Origin of the sequence: Micromonospora fulviviridis (assembly GCF_014648395.1) — a bacterium.
Taxonomy (GTDB): Bacteria; Actinomycetota; Actinomycetes; order Mycobacteriales; family Micromonosporaceae; genus Micromonospora; species Micromonospora fulviviridis.
Map to the genome: position 1 here is coordinate 53,176 of NZ_BMRA01000003.1, position 15,861 is coordinate 69,036.

Below are 15,861 nucleotides of genomic sequence, written 5' to 3' on the forward strand. Positions count from 1 at the left end.
ATCTGTTGTGCGGGGTTCGCCCCGTCGGGGCGGGGCCGGCTCAGGCCGGTCGGCCCGGCCGGACGCGGTTCATGCGTCCGCGCCCGTCGCGACGGCGCGGCCCGTGCGGAGCCACTCACCGGTGCCGCCGGCGACCGACCGGGCGTCGATGCCGGCGCGGGCCAGGAACTGCGCGGCGGCCAGGCTGCGGTTGCCGCTGGCGCAGATGACGTAGACCGGACGGTTGCGGGGAAGGTCCCCGATCACCTCGGGCAGTTGCGCAAGTGGCACCGAGCGGGCCCCGGGCACGTGGCCCGCGACGTATTCGAACGGCTCCCGGACGTCCACCACGGCAGCGCCCTCGGCGTGCGCGGCGGCGAAGTCCGCCAGGTTCACCTCGTGCATCTCATCCTCCAGATCGACATACCCCCGGGGGTATCCATGTCGACCATAGCGCGCCGGGTCGGCGGGGCATTCCCGCCCTTAACGATCACGGCGGGATGTCCGCCCGTGCCGCATTTCAGCCCGAAAGCGCGTCCAGGGCCGCCCGCAACCGCCGAGTCGCCTCGTCGGCGACCCCGGGCAGGTCGGGCGCGTCGCTCAACCGCACCATCACCTGCGGATCGAGCGCCTGCACGAGCGTGGCATCCGGCCCGTCGGCGCGCACCACGACGTTGCAGGGCAGGAGCAGGCCGATGTTCCGGTCGGCCTCCACGGCCCGGTGGGCCAGCGGCGGGTTGCAGGCGCCGAGGATGACGTACTCCTCGATCTCGACCCCGAGCTTCTCCCGCAGCGTGGACCGCATGTCGATCTCGGTCAGCACGCCGAAGCCCTGGTCCCTCAGCGCCGCCCGGACCCGCTCGACGGTCGGAGCGAACCCGGCGGACAGCCGGATGGTGATCGCGTAGCTCATGCTCTGCTCTCCCCAGGTGTGATGGTGCCGGTCACGACACCGCCGGCGTGCGTGATTCGACAAAGCCGCGCCGTGTTGCCCGGACGGGACCGGATCCGGTGCGAGCGGGGAATGGGTCTGCCAGCCGGGGGGTTGACGATACCCGTGGGGGTATCCCCATGCGGAGGCGGTACCCCCCGGGGTATGCTGGAGGCAGGAGGTGTCGATGAAGCTTCGACCGGAGATGACGTCGGATGCGCTGACCCGGCTCAAGCGGGCCCGCGGGCAGCTCAACGCGGTCATCGAGATGATGGAGAGCGGTCAGGACTGCCGCGAGGCGCTGACCCAGCTCGCCGCGGTGTCGAAGGCGATCGACCGTGCGGGCTACAAGATCATCGCATCGGGCATGCGGCACTGTGGGGCCGCGCGGGAGCGTGGCGAGGCCCCGGAGATGACCGAGGAGGAGCTGGAGAAGCTCTTCCTGGCTCTCGCCTGACACGGAACGGCGCCACTCGCGCCGCGGCTGCGGCGCGAGTGGGCAGCCGCGCCCACCTGAAGAGCAAGGCCGCAGTGTGTCCCCCTTATACCCCCGGGGGTATAAGGGTCTGGCAAGACGTCGGAAGGAGCAGGCAAATGGCAGTCGAGGTTTCCGTCATCGCGACGTCCGCGCTCGGCGACCGCAGCTACCTCGCCTCGGACGGGCAGGTGGCGATCGTGGTCGACCCCCAGCGCGACATCGACCGGGTCATGTACCTCGCGGGGGAGAAGGGCGTCCGCATCACCCACGTGGTGGAGACGCACATCCACAACGACTACGTCTCCGGCGGGCTGGAGCTCGCCCGGATCACCGGAGCCCAGTACCTCGTGGCCGCGGCCGACGAGGTCCGCTTCGACCGCATCCCGGTCTCCGACGGCGACCAGGTGGCCGTCTCCGACTCGATGCGGCTGCGGGTGGTCGCCACGCCGGGTCACACCTTCCACCACCTGTCGTACGTGCTCGACGAGGCGACCGACGGGGACTGGCAGCCGACCGGCGTGTTCACCGGCGGGTCGCTGCTGTTCGGCACCACGGGCCGGACCGACCTGTTGGGCAAGCAGCACGCCCACGAGCTGGCCCACCACCAGCACGCCTCGGCGCGGCGGCTGGCGGATCTGCTGCCCGACGGTGCGGAGGTGTGGCCGACGCACGGGTTCGGCAGCTTCTGCTCGGCCAGCCAGTCCGACGCCCCGGAGTCGACCATCGGCCGGGAGAAGGCGAAGAACCAGGTCCTGCGGCTGGCCGGCGAGGAGTTCGTCGCGGAGACCCTTGGCGGTCTCGACGCCTACCCGGCGTACTACGCCCACATGGGCGTGGCCAACTTCGCTGGTCCGGCCCCGGTTGACCTCACCCCGGTGACCCGCGCCGATGCCGCCGAACTGCGCGAGCGGATCGCCGAGGGGCAGTGGGTGGTGGACCTGCGGCACCGCAAGGCGTACGCCGCCTCGCACCTCGCCGGCACGGTGAGCCTCGGTCTTGACGGGCCGATGTCGACCTGGCTCGGCTGGCTGATCGACTGGGGCGCGCCGATCACCCTGCTCGCCGACACTCCGGAGCAGGTCGCCGACGCCCAGCGTGAGCTGGTCCGCATCGGCATCGACCGCCCGGCCGCCCAGGCCACCGGCGCGGCCGAGGAGTGGGCGACCGAACCGCGGCAGGTTCGGGAGCTGCGCATGGCGGACTTCCCGGCCCTCGCGGCGGCCCGCGCGGGGAACACGCCCGCCGGCCTGCCCGCCGCGGACGTGGTCCTCGACGTGCGGATGACCAATGAGTGGAAGGCCGGCCACGTCGGGGGCGCCGCGCACGTCCCGCTGCCCGACCTGCCCAAGCGACTCACCGACCTGCCGGCCGGCACCGTCTGGGTGCACTGCGGCTCCGGCTACCGCGCGACCGCCGCAGCCTCGCTGCTCGCGAACGCCGGCCGCGAGGTGGTCGTCATCGACGACACCTTCGACCAGGCCCAGGCCGCCGGCCTGGAGATCGTCACCGAAGCCTGACCCCACCGGCACGACCCGGCCGGCGCCGCCCCGGCGCCGGCCGGCATCCCCGCGCCATCACCCGTGGCGCTTTGCGTAGGAAAGAGGAGAAATGAGCACTTCCGAGACCGCCCGCCCCGCCACCCTCGATGCCGTCAGCCTGCGGGAGCTGATCGACGCCGGCCGCGCGCCGCGGCTGCTGGACGTGCGTACCCCGGCGGAGTTCGAGACGTCCCACATCCCCGGCTCCTACAACGTGCCGCTGGACCTGCTCAAGGAGCACCGCGAGGAGTTGCGCAACCACCTCGACGAGGACGTCGTGCTGGTCTGCCGCTCCGGCGCCCGCGCCACCCAGGCCGAGCAGGCCCTCGCCGGGGTCGGCCTGCCCAACCTGAGGGTCCTCGACGGGGGCATTCTGGCCTGGCAGGCGGCCAACGCGCCGATCAAGCGGGGCGCCCCCCGCTGGGACCTCGAACGCCAGGTCCGCCTCGTCGCCGGCACGATCGTGCTGGCCAGCGTCCTGGGCTCGGTGTTCGTGCCGCAGCTGAAGTGGGTGGCCGGATTCATCGGCGCCGGCCTCACCTTCGCCGCGGTCACCAACACCTGCGCCATGGGCATGATGCTCGGCAAGCTGCCCTACAACCGGGGCGCCAGCTGCGACCTGGACACCATCGTCGGCCAGCTGCGCGACACCGGGGGGCGGGCGTGACCGCGACCCTGGCCCTGACCATCGGACTGGCCGTCCTGATCGGCGTCAGCCTCGGCCTGCTCGGCGGAGGCGGATCGATCCTCGCGGTGCCGTTGCTGGTCTACGTCGCCGACCTGCCCCCGAAGGAGGCCATCGCGACCTCGCTGCTCGTCGTCGGCGCCACCAGCGCGGTGGGCGTCATCCCGCACGCCCGGGCCCACCGGGTGCGCTGGCGCACCGGCCTGATCTTCGGCTTCGCCGGCATGACCGGCGCCTACGCGGGCGGCCGCCTGGCCGAGTTCATCCCGGCCGGGTTCCTCCTCACCGCCTTCGCCGTGATGATGCTGGCCACCGCGATCGCGATGATCCGCGGCCGGCGCGACGCCGAGGGGCGGCCGGTGCCGCACGAACTGCCCGTGCTGCGGGTGGTCCTCGACGGCGTGGTGGTCGGACTCGTCACGGGTCTGGTCGGCGCCGGTGGCGGCTTCCTGGTGGTGCCCGCCCTGGCGCTGCTCGGCGGCCTGCCGATGCCGGTCGCCGTCGGCACCTCGCTGGTGGTCATCGCGATGAAGTCCCTCGCCGGCCTGGCCGGCTACCTGTCGAGTGTGAGCATCAACTGGGGCCTCGCGGCGGCGGTGACCGTCGCTGCCATCGCCGGCAGCCTCGTCGGCGGGCGGCTCGCCGGACGGATCCCCGCCGACATCCTGCGCAAGGCGTTCGGCTGGTTCGTCGTGGTGATGGGCGTCTTCGTCCTCGGCCAGCAACTGCCCGAGGGACTGCGGACCAGCCCGCTGCTCTGGACCGGTGTCGGCGTCGCCGCCGCGGTCACCGTGGCGCTGACCGTGCTGCGTGGTCGGAGGAAGCCGGAACCGCGGCGCGAGCCGGCCGTCCCGGCGCCGGTCGGCTCAGTCTCCCGTCACTGATCCCGACGACCACGAGGGGCGCCCGGCAAGCCGGGTCGGGCAGTCGCCTCGGCCGGGCCGCCGGGCGGCGTGGTGGCAGATCGCGAGGAGAGCAGGCAGGTCCACGCCGGAACGGTCCGCGCCGAATCCGGTGGCGCCGGGCGGCAACCGCAGGAGCTGACCCTCCACGAGCTAGGCCGAGTCGCGCTCGGCGCGGTCGCGGATGTCGCGCAGCATCCGCCGGACCGCGAGCCGGTGCCCGCCCGACCCGATCACCAGCAGCCGGTAGAGAGCCCCGTGCGGCCCGGGGAACTCGGCGTACGTCCGGGCGCTCACCAGCGTCCCGCCGGTGTGGTCGGCGAGGTCGAACCGGAGCACGTACCGGGAGAACCGGTGCCGCCCGGCGAGCCGGAGCCGCCGCCCCGGCACCGCCTCCGCCACGGCGAACCCGGGCACGGCGGCACCCTCGGTGAGCGGCGGCCCGCCGGCGCGGCGGGGGACGGTGCCCAACAGGTGCGCCAGGAGGTCGGCACCGGTCGCGCGGTGGTGGGTGAACTGCGCACCGAGCGACCGCCACACCGCGGCCGGGGGCACGGCCACGAGGGTGCGGTGCTCGTCGACGAACGGCAGGTCGCCGGCCGGATCCGAACGGGACACGTCGCCGACGATACGCGGCCCGTCAGCCGGTCACCTCGATCACGTCGGCGGGCGACCGGCGCGGCGCCGCCGGCAGGTCGTCGCCGGGCCCCCAGCCGACCCGCACCACCAGGTAGGGGTCGCCGATCCCGGCGAGCAGGTCGCGCATCATCCGGCGCGGCCAGGCGACTTCGATGGCGTCGCTGAGCGGGGCGCTGGACAGCCCCTCGGCGGTGGCGGTGAGCAGCAGCGCCGACAGCGCCTCCCCGCCGCGCAACCAGGCCGCCGGCTCGTCCTGCTCGCCGAAGAGGATCAGGTACGCCGCGCCGCGGTCGAAGTCCGCGCCGGCGTTCAGCCCGGCGGCCCCGCCCGGGGCGTAGTCCCGCAGCGGCACCCGGCGCGGCGCGGGCCGGACGGCGGTGGCGGTGGGCACGCCGTCGCCGCTGCCCGCCGGCCGGTCGGTCCACCGGCGCAGCTCCTCCCGGTACGCGGGGTCGGCCAGCTCGGCGTCGGCGGCGCGGCCGGTGGACACGGCCAGCATCGGCATCTGGTCCGGCCGGACGATGTGCAGGTGGGCGTCCTCGGCCTCGACGGCGGCGCGCAGCCGCGCCAGCACCGGCTCGGGCACCGGGCGGTCGCCGTAGGCGCGGCGGTCGGTGCGGCGGCGCGGGATGGCGTCGACCAGGCGCGCGGCGGCGACGTCGAGGTGGGCGGGGCCGGTGGCGCGCAGCCGGGCCAGCAGCGCCGGGTCGGCCGGGTCGGGCCGCCGCTCGACGGTGACCGCCCAGCCGGCGGCGGCGAGGGACACCCGGGCGTGGTGCAGGGCCGCGCCGCAGCTGAGGGTGAGCAGCCGGCCGTCCGGGTCGGTGGTGGCGAGCTGCCGGTCCGGGTCGGCGCGCAGTTCGAGGGTGTCCGCGGTGATCCGCCAGCGCCAGGGCTGGGTGTTGAACACCGACGGGGCGTGCAGGGCCTGCCGGGCCGCCGCCTCCAGCATCCGTACCGTCGGGGTCTGTTCCGCCCAGGTCGCTGGCTGGCTCATGGTGTCGCCTCCTCGTTGCTGCTCCCCCTTCGACCATTCCCGGCCCGCCCGGCCGCGGACAGGGCCGGAGGACCCGGGGCGCCCGGGCCGGTGGGCCGGTGCGTGGTCCGCCTCCAGCGGGTCGGGACGGCCGGCGCGACGGTGCGGTCGAGCGGCCGGTCAGGCGGATCCGGCCAGGCCGTGCACGCCGACCAGACCGGGGACCGGGACGCGGCCGAGTTCCCGGCCGGTGGCGGCGTCGTGCCAGCTCACCGCGTCCCGCTGGCCCACGTACAGGCGACTGCCGTCCCGGCTGGTCACCAGCCCGGTGACCGGTTCGCGTACCGGCCAGTCCGCGGCGCCGGTCAGGCGGGTGAGGTCGAGCGCCCGGACCGTCGTGCCGGCGGCGAGGAAGAGGCGGTCGTTGCCGGCGGCGGCGTGTGCGGCGCCCGTGCCGCGCGCCTGCGGGACCGTGCGGCGTACCGCCAGCTCGTCGGTGGCGATGTCCGCGACGGTGCCCGACGAGACGTCGGCGACGAGGAGCCGGCCTCCGTCGGGGCTGATCGCCATGGCGTGGCCGGCCGCGGCGGCCTCGCCGAACGGGTGCGGCAGGTCGACGCAGTACGCCCACCGCTCCCGCAGGTTCAGGGTGTGGACGAACGCGTGCGCGTTGCCGGGCCGGCCGCTGACGAGGTCCCGGGTGTGCTGGTGGCCGGGCTGGTGGGTGTAGAGCGTGTAGAGGACGGTGCGGTCCGGGGCGAGCACCGCCTGGCGCCCGTCGCCGCGCATCTCCTCCTCGGCGCCGGGCGGGAGCGGGGTCTTGGTGCGGGTGGACAGCGGGCCGGGCGTGCCGGTGGCGAGGTCGACGACCCGGACCCGGTAGCGGTCGGGCGCGGTCGCCGGGAGCCATTCCAGGACGAACAGTCCCGTGCGGTCCGCGGTGAACGCCTCGGGAACGATGTTGCCGCGCAGGTCCAGCCGGTGGCGCTCCCCACCGGTGTCGGCGACCAGCACCGGCGTCACCTCCCGCCCCGGTGGGCGACCGCCGTTCACCGTCACCCCGGTCGTGGTGAGCGCCACCCCCGTGCCGTCGGCCGAGACCGCCTGGGGCACCCACCGTCCGGACAGCACCGTCCTCGCCGAGGTGCGGCCGGTCGCGGTGTCGATCCGCCAGCAGGCGGTGTCGGGGCCCTCGGGGGCGGTCGCGAACACCCACGTCCCGTCCGCGGTGGCCACGGCGCGCGGGATCGTTCGCCGCTCGGACCCGCGCAGGAGGCCCAGCCCTTCGTCGACCCGTACGAGCAACGGGTCGGGCACGGCGACGGCCGGCGCCCGGCCGCGGGCCGGCTCGCAGCCGGCCAGCGCGGTGGCGCCGGCTCCGGCTAGCAGGGTCAGGATGCTGCGACGCGACATGGTGACGGCCATGCCCGGGTGACACCGTCGAAGCCGGCGAGGTTCCGTGCCGCGAGGATGGAACCCGCGCGGGGCGGCCGGTGTCATGAGGGTGATCGAAGCGGAGGTCTCCACTGGACGACGACGAGCTTGTCACCCGCGCCCGGGCCGGTGACCTGGAGGGCTACGAACTCCTGGTCGCCCGGCACACCGCGTCCGCGTACCGGACGGCGGTGCTGCTCGGTGCGGGATCCGACGCGGAGGACGTCATCCAGGAGGCGTTCGTGAAGGGGTTCCGCAACCTGTCCCGCTACCGCGGCGAGTCGTCCTTCCGGTCGTGGCTGCTCGCGATCGTCGCCAACGAGACCCGCAACCTGCACCGGTCCCGCAGCCGGCGGGACGGGCTCGCCCTGCGGGCCGCGGCGGCGCAGGACGGATCGGAGGTCGGCGAGGACGCCGCCGTGGGCGGAGTTCTCGCCGCGGAGCGCCGGGCCGCTCTGGTGGCGGCGCTGCGGCAGCTGCCGGTGAAGGACCGGGAGGTGATCGTGTGCCGGTTCCTTCTCGACCTGACCGAGGAGGAGACCGTGACGACGCTCGGCTGGCCCAGGGGCACGGTGAAGTCACGGACGTACCGGGCGCTGGCCAAGCTCCGCGGCCTGCTCGACCGCGAGGAGGTGCGCCGTGGATGACCTCGAACGCGAGCTGCGCGACCTCGCCACCTGGCTGGAGACCCCCGACGTCCCCGACGTGAGCGCCCGGGTACGCGCCCGGCTGGCCGCGCCGGCACGACGGCGGCGCCGCTGGCGCCGTTGGCTCGCCGCCGCGTTGGCCGCCCTGCTCCTCGCCGCGCTGCCACCGGGGCGGGCCGCCATCGCCGACGCCGTGGCGGGGCTGCTCCGCTTCTCCGGGGTGATCGTCGAGACCACCCCGGCGCCGGATCCGCCCACCGGGGTGCCGTCGCCACTGCCGGCACAGCGGTCCGTCTCCCTCGACGAGGCGCGGCGACACGTGCGCTTCCCGATCCGCGTGCCCGCCGCTCTGGGCCCCCCGGAGCAGGTGCTGGTCGCCGATCCGGACGGCACCGGCACGTACCGGGTGGCGACGCTGCTCTACCGCGGTGGCGCGCTGCGCCTCGACGCCTTCGACGGTCGCCTCGACCCGGTCTTCCACAAGCAACTCGGCGGGGGGCCGGGCGTGGAGTGGGTCACCGTCGACGGCGACTTCGCCGTCTGGATCGGCGGTCCGCACGAGCTCGCGTACGTCGATCGTGCCGGCGTGGAACGGGTGGAGACGGCACGGCTCGCCGCGGCCACCCTGATCTGGGAGGACGCCGGGGTCAGCTACCGGCTGGAAGGCCAGCTCACCAGGGACGCGGCGGTCGGGATCGCCGCGTCGCTGGACTAGGCGCGGCCCGCGGCCCGCAGGGGACGACCGCCACGACGGGAACCCGGGCTGCCCGGCCGGTGTCGTCAGGGCAGGGGTGCCGTCGACCGGCACCGACACGTCGGCCCGGAGGTGCGAGATGGGTTCATGGGGCAGGCTCCTGCTGGTGCCGGTGGTCCTGCTGGCGGGTTGCACCACCGCGGGCCGGCCGGCGACGTCGGCCACCCCGGCGGCGAGCGCACCGACCGGCTGTGCGGCCCGGGTCGAGGCGGGCAGCCTGCCTGACTGGGCGGACGCCGGGTTCAGCGGGGACGCCCGCATGCCCCACGTGTTCGGCGCGAAGGGCGAGATCGTCGCCGTGCTGTTCGGCCATCCGCTGGCGGTCGGCCGGACGGAGGGACCCACCAACAAGATCCTCTGGGTGGCCCGGCCCGCGGCCACACCGTCGCCCGACCCGAGCGCGCCGGCCACCCTCGTCATCACGGCGACCCTCGACGGCACCACGACCCGGGTGAGCCGGGAGGTCGCCGGTGGCCCCGGCCCCTCCATCATCGACGTGCCGCAGGCGGGCTGCTGGCACCTCGAACTCCGCTGGTCCGGGCGCGCCGACACCATGGACCTGGTCTACGTCGCCGCCTGAAGGTCGGGACCGGGCGACCTCACGCACCTGGTGGCTCCGCCTCCGGCGGGGCGGGCGGGACGGCCAGCGCGATGGTGAGGTCGAGCACCGTGGCCGGTTCGTGGAGGCGGTCGCCGTACAGCTCGCGGAGCTTGCCCATCCGGTAGCGGACGGTCTGCGGGTGGATGAACAGGTCGGCCGCCACGTCGTCGCGGCGGCCCTGGTGCAGCAGCCAGGAGCGCAGCGTCTCGGCGAGCCGGTGCGCGGTGGCGGGGGGCAGCTCGGCGAGCGGCGCGAGGGCCTGGGCGCGCAGGTCGGCCAGGCCCTCCGGGTCCATGCTGAGCAGCAGCTCGGCCAGGTGGTGCTCGGTGTCGAGTGGTCCGGCGTCCGGTTCGCCGAGGCCGAGGGCGAGCGCCCGGGTGGCCCGCTGGTAGGAGGCGGCGACCCGGTGCCACGGCCGGGCCGGCCCGAGCACCGCCCGGTGCCCGTGCAGCAGCCGGGTGAGCTGGCGGCGCCGTACCCCGTGCATGTCCGGCACCAGCAGGACGGCCAGGTCCTCGGCGGGGTCCATGCCGGGCATGTCCTCGCCGCTCTCCAGGGTGTGCGGGCCGAGCAGGGCGAGCACGGCGCGCAGGTTGCGGCGGGGCAGGAGGACGACGGTGAGGGTCTGCGGCAGCGGCCAGTCGGCCCGTTCCGCGCTGCGCCGCAGGATCTCCTCGGGTTCCCCGGCGAGCAGTTGCTGGGTGAGGCGTTCCAGTTCGCGGCGGCGGACCCGGCCGGCGCTGGCCAGCTCGTCGGAGTGCCCGGCCACGCTGGCGGCCGACAGCTCGTCGATGTACGCGAACATGAGCTCGGCGAACTCGGCCACCGTCTCGGCGGCCAGCCCGCTGCGCACCGTGGTGGCGGAGACCTCCCGCCAGGCCACCCGCGCCCCCACCCGGTACGCGGCCAGCAGCGCGTCCATGCTGCGCCCGGAGCGGGCCTCGCCGCTGCCCAGCGCGTACGCGGCCTCCAGGGCCGGCGCCAGCGGTGTGCTCGGGTCGATGGCCTGTGCGCCCTCGATGAGCTGGAGGAAGGTGCCCAGCGCGATCCGCACCGCGTTCTCGATCTTCTCCCGCATGGTGCCGGTGAGCGCGCCCGAGTAGTCGGGGACCTCGGCGGTGATCGCGCTGACCGTCCGTTCGGCCACCACGGGCAGCCGGTCCCGCAGTTGGGCCGCCACCTGCTCGTCGAGTTCGAGATGGGCGCGATGGTGCGCTGCGTCCGACATTTGTTCTCCCCGAACAAGAACCTGCGACCGTTTCACCTTTGCCGGTCAAGATGTTATGCGATCACGCAGTCAAGCTGGTCATATGACCACAACTGCCTCCCGCCGCCCGCAGAAGGTCTCCTTCCGGGACAGGTTGCTGCGGCTGGCCGGCGCGGTCACCACCCCGCTGCTGCCGGGCGACTACCTCGACCTCGTCGCGCCGCTGCGCGCCGGCGCCCCGCTGCGCGGACGGATCCTCGCCGTCCGCCCGGAGACCCGGGACGCCGCGACCGTGGTCATCCAGCCGGGCCGCGGCTGGCAGGGGCACCTGCCCGGACAGTACGTGCGGCTCGGCGTGGACGTCGACGGGGTACGCCAGTGGCGGGCGTACTCGGTCACCTCGGCGCCGGGCGCCGCGGACGGCCGGATCACCGTCACCGTGAAGGCGATCCCGGACGGCAAGGTCAGCAACCACCTGGTCCGCCGGGTCCGGCCCGGCACGATCGTCCAGCTCGACCAGGCGCAGGGCGACTTCGTCGTGCCGGCGGCCACCCCCGGACGGGTCCTCTTCCTCACGGCCGGCAGCGGCATCACCCCGGTCATGGGGATGCTCCGCGCCGGCCTGCCCGACCGGGCCGACGTGGTGCTGGTGCACTCGGCGCCCACCCGGGACGACGTCATCTTCGGGCAGGAGCTGCGGGCACTCGCCGCGCGGGGCGTGCTGCGGCTGGTCGAGCGGCACACCGACACCGACGGCCTGCTCGGCGTGCACGAGCTGGCCGGCCTCGTGCCGGATCACCTCGACCGGGAGACCTGGGCCTGCGGGCCGGTCGGCATGCTCGACGCCGTTGAGGGGTACTGGGAGTCCAACGGGCTCGTCGACCGGCTGCACACCGAGCGGTTCCGGCCCACCGTGATCACGCCGGGGGAGGGCGGCACCGTGACGTTCACCGGGGCCGGTGTGACCGTCGAGGCGGACGGGGCCACCCCGATCCTCGACGCCGGCGAGCAGGCCGGCGTGCTGATGCCCTCCGGCTGCCGGATGGGCATCTGCTTCGGCTGCGTCGTCCCGCTGCGGGAGGGCGCGGTGCGCGACCTGCGCAACGGCGATCTCACCACCGCCGTCCCGGGGGACGGCGTGCTCGTCCAGACCTGTGTGTCGGCGGCCGCCGGTACCTGCGACATCGAACTCTGACAGGAGGCCACCCGACGTGACCGTGATCCAGAAGAAGGCCGACCACCCGATCGCCCACCTCACCGCCGCGGACATCGAGATCATCGGCAAGGAGCTGGACGCGATCCGGGACCGGGTGATCGCCGACCGGGGTGAGCGGGACGCCCGCTACATCCGCAAGGTGATCAAGACCCAGCGGACCCTGGAGATCAGCAGCCGCGCGGTGCTGCTCTTCTCGCTGTTCCCGCCGGCCTGGATCGTGGGCACGGCCGGCCTCGCGGTCGCCAAGATCCTCGACAACATGGAGATCGGGCACAACGTCCTGCACGGGCAGTGGGACTGGATGCGCGACCCGAAGATCCACTCCACCACCTGGGACTGGGACCACGTCTCCCCGCCCGAGCAGTGGAAGCACTCCCACAACGAGCTGCACCACCGGTACACCAACGTGCTCGGCAAGGACAACGACCTCGGCTACGGCATCATGCGGGTCGACGAGGACCAGCCGTGGCACCCCATGTACCTGGGCCAGCCCTTCTACAACTTCGTCAACGCCTGCTTCTTCGAGTACGGCATCGCCGCGTACGACCTGGAGCTGGGGAACAACCTGAAGAACGGCAAGCACAAGGACCCGGCGTTCCGGGCGCGGGCCAGGGCGGTCGGCCGCAAGATCCGCCGCCAGGTGCTCAAGGACTACGTGCTGCACCCGCTGCTGTCCGGACCGTCGTTCCTGTCCACGCTCGCCGCCACCTTCACCGCGAACCTCATCCGCAACCTGTGGAGCCACTCGGTGATCATGTGCGGGCACTTCCCGAACGGCGTGGAGACCTTCGAGAAGACCTCCATCGAGGGCGAGACCCGCGGCGAGTGGTACCTGCGGCAGATGCTCGGCTCGGCCAACATCAGCGGCAGCCGGCTGCTGCACATCATGACCGGCAACCTGTCGTACCAGATCGAGCACCACCTCTTCCCCGACCTGCCGAGCAACCGCTACCAGGAGATCGCCCCGCAGGTCCGGGCGCTGTTCGACCGGTACGGGCTGAAGTACACCACCGGCCCGCTGCCCAAGCAGGTCGCCTCCGCCTGGTGGAAGGTGATCCGCCTGTCGCTGCCGAACCGGCGCGCCGACCGCCGCCAGCCGGTGGCCCCGGCCCCGCTGGTCTCCTCCGGCACGGCCTGACCGGGACCGGCCAGCAGGGGCGCCCGCCGGCCCGGCACGCCGGCCCGGCGGGCCCGCCCTCAGGAGTTGACGAAGTCGCGCACCTGGCCGTAGATGGTGGCGTCGTTCTACAGGTTGGTGTGGAGGACGCAGGCGGTCCGGGTGTTGGTCGCGCCGGCCAGAACGGTGCTGTCCACCGGGTTGATCACGCCGTCGCACGGGGAGCGCCAGGTGCCGTAGCCGAAGGCGCCCGGCGTCTCGTCGCCGGTGTTGAGGTCGGCGAGGAAGGTGGAGCCGACCCGCATCTCCACGCAGGCGGTGCTGTAGCAGGAGTTCGCCGAGCTGGTGCCGTGGTTCGGACCGCCGAGCGACACCCAGCGGTCCACCTTCCCGCTGCTGGCCAGGTACTTCAGGTAGTAGCGCGAGGAGAGCGCGCCCATCGAGTGGGTGACGATGTCGACCTTCGTGGCCCCGGTCGCGGCGAGCAGCTTGTCGACCTCCTGGGCCACCACCTGGGCGGTGGTGGCGTTGGACCTGCTGGTGTCGTAGGAGAAGGCCCGCAGGTGGCTCGACGGCCAGCCGTCGGCCTGGAACCGGCCGATCATCGTGTTCCAGGTCGAGGCGCTGCTGTTCCAACCGTGCACGAAGAGGACCGGGTTGCTCGACGGCGTCCAGGTGCCCGCTCGGGCCGGGGAGGGGAGCCCGACCAGCGTCGCCACGGCGACGGCGAGGGCCAGCAGGGCACGGGTCATCAGCGATTTCACGGAGGCGGTTCCTTCCGGGGGTGACGGGCGGACCCGCCGGTCGCCGGGTCCACCCACGAGCCGTCCACGTGCCGGTTCGGCGCCTCGGTGGGGGATCGGCCCGGGTACGGGGGTGGCCCGGGCCGTCCGAGGTGCCGGAATGTTACCGACGAGTTGCCTTCACATGTCAATACGTCGATTCACCGGGCCGACCTGCCGGGTATTCCGGTGGCCGTGACCCCGTCTTCCGGCTACCGTTGTCGGCATGGACCTCAGGCGCAGCATCACCGCCGCGGCCGCGCGAGCTTCCCGCTCGCCGGTTGCCGCCGCCTGACCTGCCCCATTCCCGCCGGCGACCGGAAACGGTCCGCCGGCGTCGTCGTGTCACGCCACCGCCCGCGCGGCGGACCGTCCGGTCGTCCCCACCGGAAGGCCCGTGCCATGACACCCGACCAGATCGTCCGCACCTTCGTCGACCACTACCACCGCCGGGGTCACCGGGACGCGCCGGAGAGCTCGCTGATCCCGCCGCCCGGCGACCCGGTGCTGTTCACCACCTCCGGCATGCACCCGCTCACCCCGTACCTGCTGGGGCGCCCGCACCCCGGCGGCCGGCGGCTGGTCAACGTGCAGCGCTGCCTGCGCACCACGGACCTCGACGAGATCGGTGACCGGACCCACCTGACCGTCTTCGACATGCTCGGCTCCTGGTCGCTCGGCGACTACGACATCGCGACCAGCCTCCGCTGGGGCTACGAGCTGCTCACCGAGGGCTTCGGCGTCGACCCGGGGCGGCTGCACGCCACCGTCTTCGGCGGCGACGAGCAGATCGGTCCGGACGAGACCGCGCTTGCCACCTGGACCGGGCTGGGCGTGCCGGTCGAGACCAACGGCGCGGAGAACTGGTGGTCCAACGGCCCGACCGGCCCGTGCGGGCCCGACTCGGAGATCTTCGTGTGGACCGGGGACGGCCCGCCGTCCGGCAGCCCGGGCACCGACGAGCGCTGGATGGAGGTCTGGAACCACGTCCAGATGCGCCACCACCGGCACCCCGACGGCCGGCTGACGCCGCTGCCGATGTCCAGCATCGACACCGGAATGGGCCTGGAACGCCTGGAGATGGTGCTGCGCGGCGGCCGATCGGTCTTCGAGGGCGCGGGCCTGAGCCCGTGGGTGGGCGCGGTCCGCGACCGGTGGGACCTGCGCGGCGAGGACCTGCGGGTGGTCGCCGACCACCTGCGCTCCGCGGTGGTCGTGCTCGGCGACGGGGTGCGCCCCGGCAACACCGGCCGCGGCTACGTGCTGCGCCGGCTGGTCCGGCGGGCGCTCACCGTGCTGTGGCGCGACGACCCGACGCGCGGCCTGACCGGGTTGCCGCTCGACGCGTACCGGGACACGCTGCGCCGGTTCCGGCAGGAGGCGGAGGTCGGTCCGCTGCGCGAGCTGCTGCTGGACGAGGAGCGGCGGTTCCGCGGCCTGCTGGAGCGGGGCCGGCCCCTGGTCGGCCGCGTACGCGCGCGCGGGCCGCTGACCGAGCGCGACTACCACTGGCTGCACGACACCCACGGGCTGCCCCGGGACCTGGTCGACGGCCTGCTCGCCGAGGCGGCGGCCTGACCGGCGCCGGTGGCCGTGGCGGTGACCCGGTGTCAGACTCGGCAGCGGAGACCGCTCGCAGCGAGGGATGTGGTCGCATGACCGGGTACGAGGTCCGGCCGGACGTGGAGACGGTGACGCTGCTCGGCGCCCGGGTCACCGTCACCGACGCCGCCGCGCTGCTCAGCGCCGCCCAGGACGGGCCGGTGGAGCTGCTGGCCGGCGGTGACTTCCCCGCGCCGGTGCGGGAGGTGCGCTGCACCGTGCGCGCCGACAGCCGGGACGGGCGGCCGGTGCACCGCTTCGAGGCGTACCTGCGGGTGGACGCCCCGCTGCCCGGCGTCGGGCTGTTCGCCCTCGGCCTGGCCGGACCGGTCGGGCTGCTGCTGGCCCAGCGGCTCGCCGCCCGGGGCGGCGA

17 protein-coding genes and 1 pseudogene are annotated in these 15,861 nt (G+C 74.2%); 11 read left to right on the forward strand and 7 right to left on the reverse strand.

Annotated features, from left to right (window positions below):
• Window positions 1–69: 69 nt before the first annotated feature.
• Window positions 70–384 carry a rhodanese-like domain-containing protein gene (locus tag IEY96_RS08810; protein ID WP_189194321.1) on the reverse strand — a complete coding sequence of 105 codons (315 nt, stop codon included), beginning with the start codon at window positions 382–384 and terminating at the stop codon, window positions 70–72.
• A gap of 115 nt (window positions 385–499) precedes the next feature.
• Complete coding sequence (locus tag IEY96_RS08815) at window positions 500–892, reverse strand: DUF302 domain-containing protein (protein ID WP_189194322.1); 393 nt, start codon at window positions 890–892, stop codon at window positions 500–502.
• A 205-nt stretch (window positions 893–1,097) separates the two neighbouring features.
• On the opposite strand from IEY96_RS08815, the gene IEY96_RS08820 reads away from it, so the two are divergent.
• The 4 genes from IEY96_RS08820 to IEY96_RS08835 all read left to right on the forward strand — a co-directional run bounded on the left by IEY96_RS08820 (window position 1,098) and on the right by IEY96_RS08835 (window position 4,495).
• A complete protein-coding gene (locus tag IEY96_RS08820) occupies window positions 1,098–1,367 on the forward strand; it encodes a metal-sensitive transcriptional regulator (RefSeq protein WP_189194323.1) in 270 nt (89 codons plus the stop codon).
• A 137-nt stretch (window positions 1,368–1,504) separates the two neighbouring features.
• Window positions 1,505–2,905, forward strand: a complete 1,401-nt coding sequence (locus IEY96_RS08825) for an MBL fold metallo-hydrolase (protein WP_189194324.1) — start codon at window positions 1,505–1,507, stop codon at window positions 2,903–2,905.
• A 91-nt stretch (window positions 2,906–2,996) separates the two neighbouring features.
• Window positions 2,997–3,593 (forward strand): rhodanese-like domain-containing protein, encoded by a 597-nt coding sequence (locus IEY96_RS08830; protein ID WP_189194325.1) that lies wholly within the window; start codon window positions 2,997–2,999, stop codon window positions 3,591–3,593.
• Window positions 3,590–4,495, forward strand: coding sequence for a sulfite exporter TauE/SafE family protein (locus IEY96_RS08835; RefSeq protein WP_189194326.1), 906 nt, complete (start codon window positions 3,590–3,592; stop codon window positions 4,493–4,495). Before IEY96_RS08830 ends, IEY96_RS08835 begins: the two co-directional genes overlap by 4 nt.
• Before the next feature lie 171 nt (window positions 4,496–4,666).
• Here the strand turns inward: IEY96_RS08835 and IEY96_RS08840 are convergent, their stop codons facing one another.
• From IEY96_RS08840 to IEY96_RS08850, 3 genes are all read right to left on the reverse strand, one after another.
• A complete protein-coding gene (locus IEY96_RS08840) occupies window positions 4,667–5,131 on the reverse strand; it encodes a hypothetical protein (RefSeq protein WP_189194327.1) in 465 nt (154 codons plus the stop codon).
• A gap of 22 nt (window positions 5,132–5,153) precedes the next feature.
• Window positions 5,154–6,149, reverse strand: coding sequence for an Acg family FMN-binding oxidoreductase (locus IEY96_RS08845; protein ID WP_189194328.1), 996 nt, complete (start codon window positions 6,147–6,149; stop codon window positions 5,154–5,156).
• 159 nt (window positions 6,150–6,308) lie between these two features.
• The gene (locus tag IEY96_RS08850) at window positions 6,309–7,553 is read right to left on the reverse strand and encodes a YncE family protein (RefSeq protein ID WP_229791472.1); all 1,245 of its coding nucleotides are present in this window, start codon (window positions 7,551–7,553) and stop codon (window positions 6,309–6,311) included.
• A 200-nt stretch (window positions 7,554–7,753) separates the two neighbouring features.
• On the opposite strand from IEY96_RS08850, the gene IEY96_RS08855 reads away from it, so the two are divergent.
• The 3 genes from IEY96_RS08855 to IEY96_RS08865 all read left to right on the forward strand — a co-directional run bounded on the left by IEY96_RS08855 (window position 7,754) and on the right by IEY96_RS08865 (window position 9,543).
• Window positions 7,754–8,209, forward strand: coding sequence for an RNA polymerase sigma factor (locus IEY96_RS08855; RefSeq protein WP_229791473.1), 456 nt, complete (start codon window positions 7,754–7,756; stop codon window positions 8,207–8,209).
• On the forward strand, window positions 8,202–8,924 hold the full coding sequence (locus tag IEY96_RS08860) for a hypothetical protein (protein ID WP_189194330.1): 723 nt from the start codon (window positions 8,202–8,204) through the stop codon (window positions 8,922–8,924). The genes IEY96_RS08855 and IEY96_RS08860 overlap by 8 nt, the downstream gene beginning before the upstream one ends.
• 118 nt (window positions 8,925–9,042) lie before the next feature.
• The gene (locus IEY96_RS08865) at window positions 9,043–9,543 is read left to right on the forward strand and encodes a hypothetical protein (protein ID WP_189194331.1); all 501 of its coding nucleotides are present in this window, start codon (window positions 9,043–9,045) and stop codon (window positions 9,541–9,543) included.
• Window positions 9,544–9,562: 19 nt separating this feature from the next.
• Here IEY96_RS08865 and IEY96_RS08870 read toward each other — a convergent pair whose 3' ends face one another.
• Window positions 9,563–10,792, reverse strand: a complete 1,230-nt coding sequence (locus IEY96_RS08870; RefSeq protein ID WP_189194332.1) for a PucR family transcriptional regulator — start codon at window positions 10,790–10,792, stop codon at window positions 9,563–9,565.
• 82 nt (window positions 10,793–10,874) lie between these two features.
• Between IEY96_RS08870 and IEY96_RS08875 the strand changes: the two genes are divergently transcribed.
• A complete protein-coding gene (locus tag IEY96_RS08875) occupies window positions 10,875–11,966 on the forward strand; it encodes a ferredoxin reductase (protein WP_189194333.1) in 1,092 nt (363 codons plus the stop codon).
• A gap of 16 nt (window positions 11,967–11,982) precedes the next feature.
• Window positions 11,983–13,125, forward strand: coding sequence for a fatty acid desaturase family protein (locus IEY96_RS08880; protein ID WP_189194334.1), 1,143 nt, complete (start codon window positions 11,983–11,985; stop codon window positions 13,123–13,125).
• Window positions 13,126–13,232: 107 nt separating this feature from the next.
• On the opposite strand, the gene IEY96_RS08885 is transcribed toward IEY96_RS08880, so the two are convergent.
• Window positions 13,233–13,868, reverse strand: a complete 636-nt coding sequence (locus IEY96_RS08885) for an esterase/lipase family protein (protein ID WP_229791474.1) — start codon at window positions 13,866–13,868, stop codon at window positions 13,233–13,235.
• A 420-nt stretch (window positions 13,869–14,288) separates the two neighbouring features.
• Between IEY96_RS08885 and IEY96_RS08890 the strand changes: the two genes are divergently transcribed.
• Window positions 14,289–15,464 carry an alanine--tRNA ligase-related protein gene (locus IEY96_RS08890; protein WP_189194335.1) on the forward strand — a complete coding sequence of 392 codons (1,176 nt, stop codon included), beginning with the start codon at window positions 14,289–14,291 and terminating at the stop codon, window positions 15,462–15,464.
• 77 nt (window positions 15,465–15,541) lie between these two features.
• Window positions 15,542–15,861: pseudogene (locus IEY96_RS32540) on the forward strand (ATP-binding protein); the annotation flags it as partial.